A 15,128-nucleotide genomic window follows, 5' to 3' on the forward strand; every position below is an offset into this window, starting at 1 on the left:
TTTTATTTTTACTTGCCTGTGGCATTAATTATGGCATTAATATAACCCCAGAGGATTTAAACATTGATTATACCAAATTAAACATCAGGCTTAATGAATATTTTTCTAAAAAATACGATTACGATAAAAAATTAGGGGAATTAAAAAAAATTCATGGTGATGGAATTTTGAATACAGACCTGGAAAGGCTGTACAGTTTATTAAAAAATGAATATAAATCTCCATTTAAAAGAATGTCATCATCGTATAAGGAAATTTATGCGAAAATAAAAAATATCTATAATTTTACTGAGAAAAAGGGCTATGGTGAAATTCTGGAATATATTGGCACTGCAAGGGCAATAAAGCTTGAGGGAAATAACATTAAAAAAATCGAATTAGAAATAGGCGACATTAACCATGATAATATAAAGAAGATTGCGTATATATCTAATATTTTAAATAACATTAAGGATAAAAAAATAATAGATGATATCCCTGAAACTTTTAAGATGAAGGATCATGATTTAAACTGTGATATAATCAGGAATTATATATTATTATACAGGGGTATAAGAAACTACAAATTATATTTTGATGATTCAATCAAAATTAATGAATATGATTTAACAAAAATTTACGAAAACATGGGTACCCTGTATAAATTTGACCTTGAAAGATACATAAAATTAGTTGATTTAATGGACAATTTGAACTCGCAGGGCATTAAAATTAATGGCATTCTTGGCACCGAAATACATGACCGTGACATTCTTAACGCATTTAATCACGAGTATTATACTAAGTTCCTAAATTATTATGTAAGAAATGATGAGAACCTTAGAAATTTTAGCTCCAATTCATTCGAACGCCTTATCAAAATGTTCAGGGAATTCGATATAAAGAGAATGGATATATATAAAAAGGGTCTGATTTATTCCCTTTATAAGCGAAAAATTGCGGCAATGGAAAAATATCCAGAGGAGGTTATGGTAATAAAAACAGAGAACGCGAAGAAAAAATTCCAGAAGCCTGTTAAAAAGATATTCGAAGAAATAAGGGATATATTATTCAGCATTAAGCCATGCTTTATGGCAAGCCCCATAAATGTTAGTTCATACATTGGGGTTAATATAAATTTTGATGTGGTTATATTTGATGAGGCCTCACAGGTAACCCCTTCCGAGGCCGTGGGTTCATTATTCAGATCAGGCCAGGCAATAATATCCGGGGATACACAGCAGCTTCCACCAACGTCATTTTTCGAAAATGTCAACCAATCCAAATATAACGAAAACTACGTTGTCCTTGACAATATAATGGATCAGTTTGATGCCATTGGTTTGTCAAAATTGTCACTAAAATGGCATTACAGAAGTGTTGATGACCGTTTAATAGCATTTTCCAACAAATATTTTTATGATAATTCACTTGAAACATTTCCATCTGCATACAAATCATCAGAAAATTCAGGAATAGTTTTTGACTATGTGGAGGGTACATATGGCAGGGGAAAATCAAGAACAAATATTTCAGAGGCAAATGAGGTTGTGAATATAATTAAAAAAGAATATAATTATAACGAGTCAATAGGAATCGTTACATTAAGCGATGCCCAGAGGAGTGCCATAGAGGATGCTGTAACTGAATACTCAAGAAATGATAATGTGCTTGCGGATATGATAAATAATGGAAATCTGTTTATTAAGAATCTTGAGAATGTGCAGGGAGATGAGAGTGATATAATCATTTTCAGCATAGGTTATGGAAGGGATGAAAATGGAAAATTAACCATGAATTTTGGCCCTTTAAATTCTGCCGGTGGTGAAAAAAGGCTTAATGTTGCAATTACCAGGGCAAGAAAAAAAATAATAATAGTATCGTCAATTAAACCAGAAGACATAAAAGTACCGGAAAATGCTGCCGGCAGCGGCCCGGAACTGCTAAGAAGGTACATACATTTTGCGGTAACAGGTGATGGTAATACGGTTAATAAATTCTCAAGCTCTGATGAAATAACAGACGATATCTATGAGGCACTTATAAATTCTGGATTAAAAGTGGACAAAAATGTTGGCTTTTCAAAAAACAATATACCTCTTGGCATAATTGACCCGGCAGATAGAAATCATTACATACTTGGTATAGAAACAGATGGCGACGTTTATTACAGAATGAAAACACCATCTGAAAGGGAAAGAATTAGAAATAATGTGCTTTCAGATCGTGGCTGGAATATTTACAGGGTATGGTCCCTTGATTACATAAAAAACCGGGATGCTGTAATTAGAAATATAATAAATACAGTGAAGAGGTTAAGCCAGATAAATGATGAAAGCGCTGGGAGGGAGATTTGAACTCCCGAGCTATTTCAGCACAGGTTTTCCAGACCTGCGCCCTACCAGGCTAGGCTATCCCAGCAATGTATACATAAATACTTTTTTTTATAATATTCTTTCGAATAATGGTATTGTAAGACTCTTCTCAACACCATCCATGGTTCTTAATTTTTCAAGCACAAATGTTGAAAGATCCTTCATTGTTTTCTGTGCTGTTAATATTATTATGTCCCAATCACCGGTAATAATTGATGCTGAAATGACGCTGTCAAGCTTTGCAAGGTTGGCACATAATGTTCTCTGATCTGTTTTTGACTTTGAATCATACTGTATTAATATGTAGGCAAGAACAGAATACCCGAGCTTCTCATAATCAAGGTCTACAGTGTACTTCCTTATAAAACCCTCCTTCTTAAGGCGCTCCATCCTCTCAAATATTGTTGCCCTGGGCATCTGCAATGCATTTGATATATCTGAAATTTTATCCCTGCCATGTTCCTTTAAATACTCTATAATTTTAGTATCCTTTTTATCAATACTATCCAACATTATACCAAAATGGCAATTCATTATTTAAATTATTTGTTTTAATAACAGAATTTACACTAAAAGCTTTATAAATTGTAATAATATAAAGTTAATATGGAAATAGCATATAAAAGCAATGATTATGTTAAAAAGGAAGTTGAGCTTGCCATGAAGCACCTTGCAGATAAGAAGGTACAGCATGCCATAAAGGTGCAGAGTTTTATCCGGTCCTATGTGACGGATTTTTTAAGATCAAAGGGCTATATAGAAATATCACCAATTATAATATCACCGCTTACTGACCCACTAAACCATCCTGTATATGATCCAAAGATAAGTGCCTATGGAGGCGATATGTGGATAACAAAAAGCATGATATTCCATAAACAGATAGCAGTTCAGGAATTAAAAAAGATCTTTATAATGTCACCAAACATAAGATTAGAAAAGGAGGAAAAGGCTGAAACAGGCAGGCATCTGTATGAGTTCACACAGATAGATATTGAGGCACTGGAGAAGACAAGGGAGGATATGATGGATCTTGCCGAGGATTTAATAATATATACAATCAAAAGGATAAAGGAGGAGCACCCAGAGGAACTTGAATATTTTGGGCGTGATCTTCCAGATTATCAGAAACCATTCCCAAAAATAACATATGCTGAGGCAGAGGAAAAATATGGAAAGGATTTTGAAAGGATCATTTCAAAGGAATCAAAAACGCCCATATGGCTGATAGATATACCATTAAAGGAAAGGGAATTCTATGATCGTGAGTACCCTGACAAACCCGGAATACTAAGGGATATGGATTTAATATGGCCCGAGGGTTATCAGGAGGCATCATCTGGGGGAGAAAGAGAATATGAGCTTGACAGAATAATAGAAAGAATACATAAAAAGGGGCAGACTGAGGAACAGTTTAAATGGTTCATTGAGCTTGCAAAACACGGAATTAAAATGTCCACGGGATTTGGTATAGGCATAGAAAGATTCACGAGATTTGTGTGTGGATTAGAAAGAATAGAGGACACATCACCATTTCCAAAGATTCCTGGAAAGGTATCATTATAAAATTTTATTTTTTTAAAAAATTTAAATAGCAATTTTTAGATTACCCCATATGACAACCACAAGTGTGGTTATACCCGCACTTAACGAGAAAAAAAACCTTGAACGATTAATTCCTGAGCTTAAAAAAAGGAATCTGGATTCTATTTATATAATAGACGATGGCTCTGATGATGGAACTCCAGAAATAAAAAAGGGGTATCCGGATGTGCATTTATTATTCAGGAGTGGCAGGCTTGGCCTTATTAGTGCAGAGCTTGATGGCATGAGGCTTTCTGATTCTGATTATGTTGTTGTCATGGATGCTGATTTATCACACAGGCCTGAGGATATCAATGGCATGATAGATCAGGCAATAAAAACATCGTCTGATCTTGTTATAGGTTCAAGATATACTGAAAATGGTGTCACAGATGATGAATTTATCAGGCAGATTATTAGCAGGTCAGCAAACCTCCTTTTTCATGTTGCGTTTAACATAGATATAAAGGACTGCACATCAGGTTTTAGGGTGTACAGCAGAAGGGCGTGTGAATTTTTGGCCCATCAAATAGATATAGAAAATGGGTATGTAGGCCAGGTGGACATAGTCAACAGGCTTGTAAATAATAACTTCAAAATAACCGAGTATCCTGTAAAATTTGTAAAAAGAACTGAGGGAAAATCAAAATTGAAAATGAGGGAAATCGTAAACTTTTTCCTCTTTGTGATATATAACAGAAAAATAATGAATTATATTTATGGCACAATAATTCTTATAATATTTTTGACGGTTCTATCATATCTTGTTGTCCTGCTGTCATTTCACATCTAATTTATCAATGCCAAGGCTTGAGGCTATTATTATTGGATCCCATACCGGCCCATATTCAGGCTCATATCCGAGGTCTGCATAGAACATGTCAGAGACCGAAATTCCTGATGTTATTGCTGCTGCCAGGGTGTTGAGCCTCCATGCCCCGTTATCTTTATCTATTATCTGCGCCCCAATAATTTTTTCCGTATTTTTATTTATTATTATCTTTATATAAACATCGCTGCCATTTAAATAGGCTGATCTGCTCTTTCCATGTACCAATATTTTTTCAGCATTTATATTATATTTGGCTGCAGTTCTTTCATTAATGCCGGTATATCCAACCTGCCAGCCAAAGACATTTATTATGGTTGTGCCCAGAGCACCGGGGAATTTACGTGTATCCCTATTTATATTTATCCCTATTGTTCTGCCCATTTTATTTGCAATCTGTGCCAGTGGGAAATGCTGCCTCTCACCGGTTATTATGTTTTTTACGGCAGCAGTGTCACCGCCAGCAAATATATCATAATCAGATGTGTGAAGATAATCATCAGTGCTTATTAGGCCATTAACGGTTTTTAATCCGGCCTCCTCTGCCAGGGAAACATCCGGAATTATGCCTGTTGAGGATATCACAATATCTGCATCATGCGTTCCATATTCTGTTTTTACAGTAAATTTATTGTTATTTTTTGTGACCTCAACAGGAACTGAATTAAATTCTATATTTTTATTATTGGCCAAAACAATTTCTTTTAATATATTTCCAATATCTTCATCCAGGTAGGGAAGTATAAACTCATGCTTTGATATAAGCCTTACATTATACCTTTCACTAAGCAGCGAAAACAGCTCTGTGCCAAGAACGCCTGCGCCTATTAATGTAACATCATGTGAGTTTTCAAGCTTCTTTTTAATATTAATTGCCTCATTCATGGATCTTAAAAAGTAGGTATCCTTAAGCACATCAGGAATTTTTGGTGATGCCCCTGTGGTAATAACAAGCTTATCATAGCTGTATGCAACTGTTCCTGAAAATACTCTTTTATTTACAGCATCTATCCTGTCTATTTTTGTATTTATAAAAACCCGTATTTTCCTTTTCTCTGTAAATTCCGTTATTGGATAATGTAAAAGTCTTGTAAAATCATCAAAATAGCCCGCAAGATAGTAAGGCATTCCGCATTCGGCATATGAAACAAAATTGGATTTTTCAAAAACTGTTACATTATAGTCCGGATTTTCCCGTTTAATTTTGGATGCTGCAGACATTCCTGCAGCCCCACCACCAATGACAATGACCTCCATTTTTATTTGATTTTAATTTTGTATAAAAATGTTATTAGAAATCGTCGCCATCGTCATCATCGTCATCTTCATCGTCGTCATCATCATAAAATTCAACGAATTTGACCATCTTAACACCCCCTTTTCATAAAGTAACATCTATTATTTATAGTTTTTTAAATAATTTATTGCTATATATTTTTCTAAAAAACATAAAAAATATTAATTTAGTTCTGCATCAATATTGTCTCTTGGAGAAAACATCATGGCAATGAAGCCTGCAAGTGAGCTTGCTATTACCAGTATTACTATTCCAAGGACGCTGTTTTTCATTACAGTTGATAGATAGGTTCCAAGGAAGGGGCCGAATGATGATAACGCAACGCCAAGGTTTATTGAGAATGCAATAAAGGAATATCTCACTGAAGAATCACTGTTTTCTGATAAAAAGGCAGGTATAACCGCATATTGGAATGATATTATTAATCCAAGAATTATACCGCTGAATAGAACAAATGGAAGGTATCCACTGTGCAGCAATAATATTACAGGATACGCAAGTATAATCATTATAATAAATATGGATGATATCCATGCCCTTCTTGATCTGACCCTGTCGCTGAGATAACCAGCAATTGGACTGCTGAATAGCCAGACCAGATTTGTAACAAGAACGGCCAGGTCTATTGATGCTGCACTGAGTTTTGTATAAAGCCCAAGATATGTTGGCATGTATGCTATTTCTCCATAGTATATAATTCCGTTTCCAAGTAATAAAAGTGTGCCAACAATAACAAATTTATAGTATTTTTTAAATACATCCACTATTGGAAATTTCACGGTTTTTTCAGCATTAAACACAATTCTTTCCCTTATTTTATATCTTGTTAGAATTGCAATTGCAAGTGGGATGGCACCAAACCAGAACATTATCCTCCAGCCTATTGTGCTGAATGCTGCCCCGGGTGCTATATAAAGTGCTATTTCATTGGCAATTACAGCAAATATAAGCCCAAGTGCTGCTCCCCCCTGCTGTATCCCTGAAAAAAATCCCCTTAAACCCTGCGGGGAATTCTCATTAACTATGGTCTGGCCACCACCCCACTCACCAGCAAGGAAAAATCCCTGTGACATTCTTAAGGCTATCAATAAAACGGTGGCAAGGACACCAACCTGAGCGTATGTTGGTAAAAATCCCATGGAAACGGTTGCTATTCCCATGCCAAGCAGGGAAACAAGCCATATACTCTTGCGCCCAATTTTATCTCCAAAGTGCCCCAGAAATACCGCCCCTATGGGCCTTGCAAAGTATCCAAGAACAAGAGTTCCTAAAAATAATAAAACAGATGCTATGTAGCTGCTGCTTGGAAAGAACAGTGGTGCTATAGTTGTAGTTACATAAAGATAGACAACAAGGTCAAATAATTCAAATCCCCAGCCCAGATTCGCTGAAACTGATATTTTTAATGCATTGGTAAAATCCTCATTTTTATAGCTTTTAAAAGTAATATTCTTTTCTATCATTAAAAAATTTTAGTAAACAATAATATATAAATATTTTTACTATTTCCCGTAATTAATTTCGTTAATTGACGATTTATATTCAATTAGCTCCCTTTTAACAAGCGCCCTGGCAATTTTTCCGGTATATGTTTCTGGCAAAAAATCAGAAAATTTTATTAACCTCGGATAGGCATAAAGTGCAAGTCTATCCCTTACATATTCCTTTATAATTTTGTCAGGATTTTGAACAGTTTTGTCCTTTAATACTATTATTGCACCTATAATTTTACCCCTTATATCATCATCTATACCTGCAACTGCAGATTTTTTAACAAATGGAATCTCATCTATTACATTTTCAACCTCTATTGGATTAATTCTGTATCCGGATATCTTTATGATTTCATCGCTCCTATTAACATATTTAATAAATCCATGGTCTGAATATCCAAGGTCCCCTGTCATAATTACATTTTTTATAATTTTTGCATCGGCATTATTATAGCCAATCATTACCACAGGATCTGGAAGCTCTACCCCAATTTCTCCAGTTTCACCCTCATTGCACAGTGTACCGTCAGAATGATAAATATTAACCCTGTGACCGGGCACAGGCCTTCCAGTTTTATCCAGATTATTCCATTTGCACATGTTTATTAGCACCATGTTTGCCTCAGTTTGGCCATATGTCTGATTTACCCTAATGCCAAGCCTATCGTGCATGTAATTTATTAATTCAGGTGATATGTATTCACCGCCTGTGAGAATGGACTTAACATTATGATTATATATTTTTCCTGAGGATTTAATCATTCTAATTGCGCTTGGTACCAGAAAAAGGTAATTTATATGAAATAGATTTAAAAAATCGAAAAATTCATCCGGATCAAATTTTTTCCTCTCCCTTATAACAACTGTATTTCCTGTGTATAGTGCAGGCAGCAGGCTGTCAGCAAGACCACCAGCCCATGCCCATTCAGCAGGTGTTGAAAATAAAGAACCCGCATCTGGGAAATCATATCCCATAATCCATGCCGGCATATTCCCTATAACCCACTGATGTGGAAGCATTGCTCCCTTGGGATTTCCGGTGGTACCTGAGGTATAAATTAGCTGTGCTGGATCTGATTTTTTTGTGTTTTCATATGGTTCATTACTGTTTTTGCCGTTAATGCCAAAATCCAGCCCGTCTCCAATTTTGATTATATCTATGCTTTTGAACTTTTCCCTGAATTGTATATTGCTTATGATTGCCCTTGACCCAGAACTGCAAATTCTGTATTTTATTGCCTCGTCTCCAAAAACTGGTGATAATGCCAGTGCTGTGCCGCCCATTTTATAAATTCCCAAAAGAGAGATAACAAAATCAAATGACTGGTCAAGCAAAATTGAGACCACATCACCCTTTGAAATCCCTATTTCCCTTAAAAGTTTTGCAACGTAGCCACTTCTTTCCTTTATTTCCCTATATGTCATTCTCTTATTTTTGTCTATTAATGCAACTCCGCTGTTTTTTTCTATTTCTTCAGATATATTTAAATGATCTGGAATGTCAAATTTAAAATCTTTATATATCGATCCATAGTCCATGTCTTTGGCATTTTCTTTAAATAGCATATAAATCAAAATATTTCAAATTATTTAAAATTAATTACGGCATTAAACGAAATATATTATTTTATGTGCAAATACCAACTAAGGATATATATAAAAAAGCAATAATGATTTATGACATTTGTTTATCCTGATTATAAAAAAAACAGCATATATAATCTTGCAGTAAAGTTATCGGATTCTTTGGGTGTAAATACACAAAGGGATCCAATTGATATTAACCTTGAAAAGGATAAAACAATTTTGGTTCTAATTGATGGATTCGGCATAAATTATGTTAAAAGATTGAATATTAATATGAATTACAGAAAAATTACAACAGTGTTCCCATCAACAACAGCAAGCGTTATTACAACATTGTTTACAGCAATGATGCCGGGAGAACATGGTGTAATAGGATACACAAATTATACAAATGACATTGGTGTGATAAACCCCATGAGGTTTACATTTAACGGACTTGATACATCTGAAGCATTGCAGCCAATTAGAAATTTTACAGATGAATATGATATAAAACCATACCTAAAAAATACCAATAAAAAATATGCCGTTATAATGCCGGGAAGGCTTGATAAAACAACATTTACCTCCGTAATGATGGAGGGGGATTATTATCAGTATAAGTTCTTCTGGGATTCAATTTACCAGCTGGATAATGCAGCATCCAGGGGTTATGATTTTATATACTATTACATACCATTTATTGATTCACTTGCACATGCCTATGGTACCTATCAGGATTTTGTGCTAAATGCAGCCGATGAAATTATAAACAATGTAAAGAATAGTGTTGAAAAATACAAGGATAATTATAATATAATCATAACAGCGGATCATGGGCATGTACCTGTTTCAGAAAATGTTATTATAAATGACAATAAAGACCTCCTTGAAAGGCTGGATATAATGCCATACGGTGATTCAAGGGCCATGTTTTTAAAAACAAGGCAGGATATTTCAGACCTTATAAAATATGAAAATGTTTCTATTTTTAAATACAATGATATAATTAATAAAAATCTTTTGGGAAATGTAAGTCAAAGGTTTCTGAATAGAGTGGGGGACTATTTACTCCTACCAGAGGATGGGAGGGCTTTAATATATAAGGTTCAGAATAACAGGGATAAACCACTGCTTAAAAGCCATCATGGGGGGCTAACTGAGGATGAACAGTTAGTCCCACTTATTTATATATAATTTTGCTTGCATTTTTCCGGACCCTGCCCCTATTAGATGATGAATATGAAAAGATTTCGTCATTGCTGTATTTCCAGTATAATGCTACTGATGATACTATCACAGGAATGATCAAAAGGAAAAATGATACAGAATACCCTATTATGCCAACAATATAACCAAAGACAAGGGGAATTATCATAAATAGTATATTATTGTATGCCATGAAATATGAATTTACAGCACTGCGTTCCTCCAGGCTTGAACCTCTAGATATTATTATTGTTGATAATGGGAATACTGATCCATGAGGAATTCCAAGGAGCATCATTACCAGTATAAATGATAAAAAGTTTGGCAAAAATGGGAAGGCTGCAAGTGCTGCCGCCGTTATTATTATTGATATGAGCAATGGTGATTTAATGGAGTTAAATGGACGTACTGTCATAAATGATCTGGTTATGAATGATACTGCAAAGAAATAAATATACGGTGAATAAGCCAGTGCACCTGATATGTGGAATCTGCTTATGGCAAATAGGGTCAGGAAAATGCTGAGTGCAGCAAATGGGACATTATACGTGGTTATGGTTAAAATTGAAATCTTAAGAGACCTATTTTTAAATGCTCTTTTCCTGTTCTCATGTTTGGTCTCAGGGAATTTTATCCATATTGAGGCAATTAGGCCGGCCACTGCTATGGGCACAAAATATAAGAATACCAGTCTGTAATTGTTTGAGGTTATTGACAGTATATAGTCCTCAAATACTGGCCCTATGATTAAACTTAAGCTCAATCCAACTGAATATAGGGATATAAGCCTCTCCCTGGTTTTCTGATCATTTATCAATGATGCTGAGGTAATTAGATTGGGCATCAGCATTCCATATGAAAAACCTGCCAGTGCAGATACAGGCCATATAATTATATAATTTGCAAGGAAATATAATACTAGTAAAACTGTAATTACAATATTTGATATTATAAATAAAAATCTTCTAGGCGATGCAGATAATCTTGGATTTATGTAAAACGTGGCTGAAAATGTAAAGAGGTAAAGCAATGCAGATATAATACCAACAAAGAATTTGGAAAAGCCAAGGTCAATTTTGGATAGCAATGGCAGTGTGGTAATCACCATATTATTTGTTGACCTCATTGCTATTGTCATTACCATTATTATAACTGCCGTAAATAATATACCATTTCTACTATTTTTATTAATCATAATTAATCACGAGATAGTAGTAATTGCATGGCAATACTTAAACTTTATTACTATACTATTGATTTATAAACTATCTATTAGAAAATTACATAAATAATACTATGGCCATTAGTTTCATTGATATTTTTATGATTGCAATATTTCACAGCATACAGAAACCGTGGTTTTGCGCAATTAACATGAATTAAAATTTCATAAATGCTGTTAATAATTCTGATAAGTATTGCATCATATAATATAATTAAAAAGAAACCATGAGGCATTTAACAGGATTAGGGATTTTGTACAGTATTTAAGATTTAGGCATCAAATGGATGATAACTTGCAAATGTGTATGCTAAAATGGTTAACGGAAGGCATAATCTAAAGTTCAGTTAATTATGGTCACAAAAAGATATGTGTTTAATATTAAATAATCACACAATTAAATAAACATTAAATAAAAAAAGTGCGAGAGCCGGGATTTGAACCCGGGGCATGACCTTGGCAAGGTCGCGTGTTACCAGGCTACACCACACTCGCTTAACATCTAAAATACATTAGACTATAAAAATTTTGCAGTTAATGCCTTTCTAAAAAATTATTTTTTAAATATCAGGCCACGGCAAGAATAAAATGGGCTATTATTATAGATACAGGTATTGTAATATTATCGTCTGCTATTTTATTGGATATGCTTTCTGCAAATGTGGCAAAAACTGAATAAAATATTGCAGGTACATAAAAAATGAAAAAAACACCGAAGATAAATGATGGAATGCACATTGCAAGAAATCCACCAACTGACTTTTTATTATTATACACAAGCCTTGGGGTTCTCAGCCTCATACCTATTATTGTTGCAAGGGAATCCCCAACCATTATAAGGAATGCCGCCACATAAAGCACCTTGATGGAACCTATAAAACCCATAACAAGCAAAAAACCTGATGCAAGATACATTGAACCAAGGCCAAGCTTTGTGTTTTCCCTTTCCATTCTGTATACAAGATTAGTAATTCTGTAATCCTTATGCAGATACAGTATATTGCCAAAAAGATATATTAAGAGCACAGAATAAAGGATTATAACCTTTCCAAAATGCCCGAAAAATACAAAAACAAGAATGGTAATTATACCTGTTCCTATCTGGAAATAGTCTCTGTATGATTCTCTTTTAATATCCTTGCCCTTATGCTCCTCATTTTCCAATCCGTACTTTTTCATGTTCTTATCAAGAAACATCGACATAAGCATTGGCACTGATATTGATATCAAAAGCAATTTTAGTGTGGCCATATGGTCTAATGAGGATATTAAAATTAAAATAAAATCTATGGCAAATGGTATATAAAAAAATATTGTGTACAAATATGTTGCAGCTATTAATGAATAAATATATATTGGAAGAAGTACAAAAGATCTTGAAAATAGGAATATAAGAATAATAAAAGGTATGGAAACAAGTAGTTTAATTTTGAATGTTTCTATCTGCTTTAATGATATATATATAATTGTGGCAATAAATAATGCCATGGAAATAAAATCTATAATACTCATAAATGGGAAAACAATAAAATGATTTAATATTTTTGCTTGCCATTCATGGTTTATTAATATAATATATAATCTCCGGAGGATAGTTATCAAACTTAAACCCTGCATCCCCGTACATTTTATATGCAGTGTTTTTTTCATTTACCCAGAGGTACACATACTTATATGATAGTGCCTTTAACCTGTTTAATGCCGAGTATAAAAGGTATTTGCCGTTTCCCTCATTCCTATGCTCCTTCTTTACAAAAATTGAAAGTATGAAGGCACGGTCAAAGCTTATCTGTGAGGAAAGCACCGATCCAATTACCCTTCCCTTGTTTTTTATTATTAGGGATGCATCATATAATATCTTTCCATATTCTCCATTAAATAAAGAATTTACAGATTCTATTCTATCCTGCCTGATGCTGCTGAACAGAAAGGCATCAGATGAATACCTGAATGCATCATATTCAGCATCTGCATAAATTTCAGATGATATATCCCTTGGGTTTCCTGTTTCGTATTTTGTACTAATTTCATTATAGGTATAATCATCCAGATTTAAGACCATTCTTTTTCTCACTGCCTTCTTAAAGCCTATTGACTCAAGGTATTTTTCTGAAATTTCATTTTCATTAAATATTGGATTTAGCATAATCTTTTTTCTCGAATTTTTACCGGCCTCAAGAATCCAGTCAAAAAATACCTTTAATCTCTCATTGTTTATGTATTTCTGGTTCAGGAATCCAATATCAGCATAAATCCTATCATGCTTTTCAACGGAATCCATAATATACCCATAGGCAATTAAATCGTTTTTATTGACCATTATTTTTGATTTTATCTTATTTTCCATCAGGTCTGAAATTATGCCCTGATAATTTGATTTAACATCTATATCAGGATATTTTTTTTGCAGGTACTCTATCTCCTTTTTAAGTATTAAATCCCATCTGATCTTATAGCTTTCAGGACTCATTTAATACTTCATTTATTTTATCTATATTTTCTTTGTCCTTTATTATAAGAAAACTTGCCTTTCTAATTCTGTTCATTAGGCCAAAGCCAATCCCTTTTTCAGGAAATGCCTGAATAACACCATATTTTTTATCACTCTGGTCAAGTATTCTGAAGTCATAAAACAGGTTATGTGCAGCCTCCACAGCATTTTTTCCGAGAACAATTTTATCAAATTTTGCATATTTTGCATTGTCCGCTGAACATAAAACCAGGAATTCCCTGGATCTGTCTGATGATATAAACTCCCTGAATTCTTCTTCATTTTCAATAAGGAATAATTTCTTTGAGGGGGCATAGTGCCGGTATTTCATGCCTGGTGTAAGCGCAATGCTGGATTCCTTATAACCCTCGGCAACAGGGCTTATATATATCTGGCCAAATACCGCCTCAATATCCTCAACGGAATACGCACCAGGGCGTAGAAGACTGTATGGTTTTTTTGTGACATCAAGTATGGTGGATTCCACACCAAATTTTACCCTGCCCGCGTCTATGATTGCATCCACCCTGCCATCAAGTTCCTTTATTGCATCTTTTGAATCAACTATTGATGGCCTTGTTGCTATATTTGCACTGGGTGCGGCAACAGGCACACCTGCAGCCTCTATTAAATCGAGCGCGATTTTATTGTCCGGAAACCTTACACATACTGTATCCATTCCAGATGTGACTATATCCGGTATTACATCCTTTTTCTTTAACAGCAATGTTAATGGAGATGGCCAGATTTTTTTCATTTTTTCTTCAATATCTTTATCAATATAGCATACATTATTTACCATTTCAAAATTTGAAACCGTTACAATTAATGGATTATCTGCAGGCCTTTTTTTGGCCTCAAAAATCTTTTTGCATGCATCTTCTGAATATGCGTTTGCACCCAGACCGTAAACGGTCTCCGTCGGAAAAACAACAGTGCCTCCATTTTTTATTATTTCTGCAGCCCTTTTTATTGATTCATAATATTTATTATCTGAAATATTTAAAATTTCTGTCATTTTATGCTATATTACATTATTTTATTAATACATTATTGACTTAAGAGTATTATATTAATAAATCT

The 15,128-nt window shown here is 34.1% G+C and carries 12 protein-coding genes and 2 tRNA genes; 4 read left to right on the plus strand and 10 right to left on the minus strand.

Features of this window, described 5'->3' with window-relative positions; genetic code table 11:
* Positions 1-2,336 (plus strand): AAA domain-containing protein (locus AOG55_RS09140; RefSeq protein ID WP_201779081.1); only part of this gene is annotated, 2,336 nt, incomplete at its 5' end.
* Here the strand turns inward: AOG55_RS09140 and AOG55_RS04390 are convergent.
* Together AOG55_RS04390 and AOG55_RS04395 are read right to left on the minus strand one after the other, a co-directional pair.
* Positions 2,318-2,400: transfer RNA gene (locus AOG55_RS04390), tRNA-Ser, on the minus strand. The two genes, AOG55_RS09140 and AOG55_RS04390, sit on opposite strands and share 19 nt — an antisense overlap.
* A gap of 23 nt (positions 2,401-2,423) precedes the next feature.
* Positions 2,424-2,867: an Lrp/AsnC family transcriptional regulator gene (locus AOG55_RS04395; protein ID WP_052656892.1), complete on the minus strand. Its 444-nt coding sequence runs from the start codon at positions 2,865-2,867 to the stop codon at positions 2,424-2,426.
* A 93-nt stretch (positions 2,868-2,960) separates the two neighbouring features.
* On the opposite strand from AOG55_RS04395, the gene AOG55_RS04400 reads away from it, so the two are divergent.
* Together AOG55_RS04400 and AOG55_RS04405 are read left to right on the plus strand one after the other, a co-directional pair.
* Positions 2,961-3,920, plus strand: coding sequence for an asparagine synthetase A (locus AOG55_RS04400; RefSeq protein ID WP_052656893.1), 960 nt, complete (start codon positions 2,961-2,963; stop codon positions 3,918-3,920).
* A 49-nt stretch (positions 3,921-3,969) separates the two neighbouring features.
* On the plus strand, positions 3,970-4,731 hold the full coding sequence (locus tag AOG55_RS04405; RefSeq protein ID WP_055040947.1) for a polyprenol monophosphomannose synthase: 762 nt from the start codon (positions 3,970-3,972) through the stop codon (positions 4,729-4,731).
* Here AOG55_RS04405 and AOG55_RS04410 read toward each other — a convergent pair.
* The 3 genes from AOG55_RS04410 to AOG55_RS04420 all read right to left on the minus strand — a co-directional run bounded on the left by AOG55_RS04410 (position 4,717) and on the right by AOG55_RS04420 (position 9,123).
* Positions 4,717-6,024, minus strand: coding sequence for an FAD-dependent oxidoreductase (locus AOG55_RS04410; protein ID WP_055040948.1), 1,308 nt, complete (start codon positions 6,022-6,024; stop codon positions 4,717-4,719). The two genes, AOG55_RS04405 and AOG55_RS04410, sit on opposite strands and share 15 nt — an antisense overlap.
* A 201-nt stretch (positions 6,025-6,225) precedes the next feature.
* On the minus strand, positions 6,226-7,527 hold the full coding sequence (locus AOG55_RS04415) for an MFS transporter (RefSeq protein WP_055040949.1): 1,302 nt from the start codon (positions 7,525-7,527) through the stop codon (positions 6,226-6,228).
* A gap of 39 nt (positions 7,528-7,566) precedes the next feature.
* Positions 7,567-9,123, minus strand: a complete 1,557-nt coding sequence (locus AOG55_RS04420) for an AMP-binding protein (protein WP_156318749.1) — start codon at positions 9,121-9,123, stop codon at positions 7,567-7,569.
* Between the two features lie 111 nt (positions 9,124-9,234).
* Here AOG55_RS04420 and AOG55_RS04425 point away from each other — a divergent pair, with 111 nt between their 5' ends.
* Positions 9,235-10,320, plus strand: a complete 1,086-nt coding sequence (locus tag AOG55_RS04425) for an alkaline phosphatase family protein (protein ID WP_055040951.1) — start codon at positions 9,235-9,237, stop codon at positions 10,318-10,320.
* On the opposite strand, the gene AOG55_RS04430 is transcribed toward AOG55_RS04425, so the two are convergent.
* The 5 genes from AOG55_RS04430 to AOG55_RS04450 form a co-directional block, all read right to left on the minus strand.
* On the minus strand, positions 10,307-11,527 hold the full coding sequence (locus tag AOG55_RS04430) for an MFS transporter (protein ID WP_055040952.1): 1,221 nt from the start codon (positions 11,525-11,527) through the stop codon (positions 10,307-10,309). The genes AOG55_RS04425 and AOG55_RS04430 overlap by 14 nt on opposite strands.
* Before the next feature lie 449 nt (positions 11,528-11,976).
* Positions 11,977-12,049, minus strand: a tRNA-Gly gene (locus AOG55_RS04435).
* Positions 12,050-12,121: 72 nt separating this feature from the next.
* Positions 12,122-13,066 carry a diacylglycerol/polyprenol kinase family protein gene (locus AOG55_RS04440; protein ID WP_048102592.1) on the minus strand — a complete coding sequence of 315 codons (945 nt, stop codon included), beginning with the start codon at positions 13,064-13,066 and terminating at the stop codon, positions 12,122-12,124.
* Between the two features lie 43 nt (positions 13,067-13,109).
* Positions 13,110-14,024, minus strand: coding sequence for a GNAT family N-acetyltransferase (locus AOG55_RS04445; RefSeq protein ID WP_048102593.1), 915 nt, complete (start codon positions 14,022-14,024; stop codon positions 13,110-13,112).
* Positions 14,014-15,063 carry an L-threonylcarbamoyladenylate synthase gene (locus AOG55_RS04450; RefSeq protein WP_048102594.1) on the minus strand — a complete coding sequence of 350 codons (1,050 nt, stop codon included), beginning with the start codon at positions 15,061-15,063 and terminating at the stop codon, positions 14,014-14,016. The genes AOG55_RS04445 and AOG55_RS04450 overlap by 11 nt, the downstream gene beginning before the upstream one ends.
* Positions 15,064-15,128 lie beyond the last annotated feature (65 nt).

It is taken from the genome of Acidiplasma cupricumulans (genome assembly GCF_001402935.1).
In the GTDB taxonomy this organism is placed as follows: Archaea; Thermoplasmatota; Thermoplasmata; order Thermoplasmatales; family Thermoplasmataceae; genus Acidiplasma; species Acidiplasma aeolicum.

Bases quoted from the DNA above. Each gene is read 5' to 3' on its own strand.
- AOG55_RS04395 (WP_052656892.1), bottom strand. From the start codon at position 2,867: ATGTTGGATAGTATTGATAAAAAGGATACTAAAATTATAGAGTATTTA.
- AOG55_RS04400 (WP_052656893.1), top strand. From the start codon at position 2,961: ATGGAAATAGCATATAAAAGCAATGATTATGTTAAAAAGGAAGTTGAG.
- AOG55_RS04405 (WP_055040947.1), top strand. From the start codon at position 3,970: ATGACAACCACAAGTGTGGTTATACCCGCACTTAACGAGAAAAAAAAC.
- AOG55_RS04410 (WP_055040948.1), bottom strand. From the start codon at position 6,024: ATGGAGGTCATTGTCATTGGTGGTGGGGCTGCAGGAATGTCTGCAGCA.
- AOG55_RS04415 (WP_055040949.1), bottom strand. From the start codon at position 7,527: ATGATAGAAAAGAATATTACTTTTAAAAGCTATAAAAATGAGGATTTT.
- AOG55_RS04420 (WP_156318749.1), bottom strand. From the start codon at position 9,123: ATGCTATTTAAAGAAAATGCCAAAGACATGGACTATGGATCGATATAT.
- AOG55_RS04425 (WP_055040951.1), top strand. From the start codon at position 9,235: ATGACATTTGTTTATCCTGATTATAAAAAAAACAGCATATATAATCTT.
- AOG55_RS04430 (WP_055040952.1), bottom strand. From the start codon at position 11,527: ATGATTAATAAAAATAGTAGAAATGGTATATTATTTACGGCAGTTATA.
- AOG55_RS04440 (WP_048102592.1), bottom strand. From the start codon at position 13,066: ATGAGTATTATAGATTTTATTTCCATGGCATTATTTATTGCCACAATT.
- AOG55_RS04445 (WP_048102593.1), bottom strand. From the start codon at position 14,024: ATGAGTCCTGAAAGCTATAAGATCAGATGGGATTTAATACTTAAAAAG.
- AOG55_RS04450 (WP_048102594.1), bottom strand. From the start codon at position 15,063: ATGACAGAAATTTTAAATATTTCAGATAATAAATATTATGAATCAATA.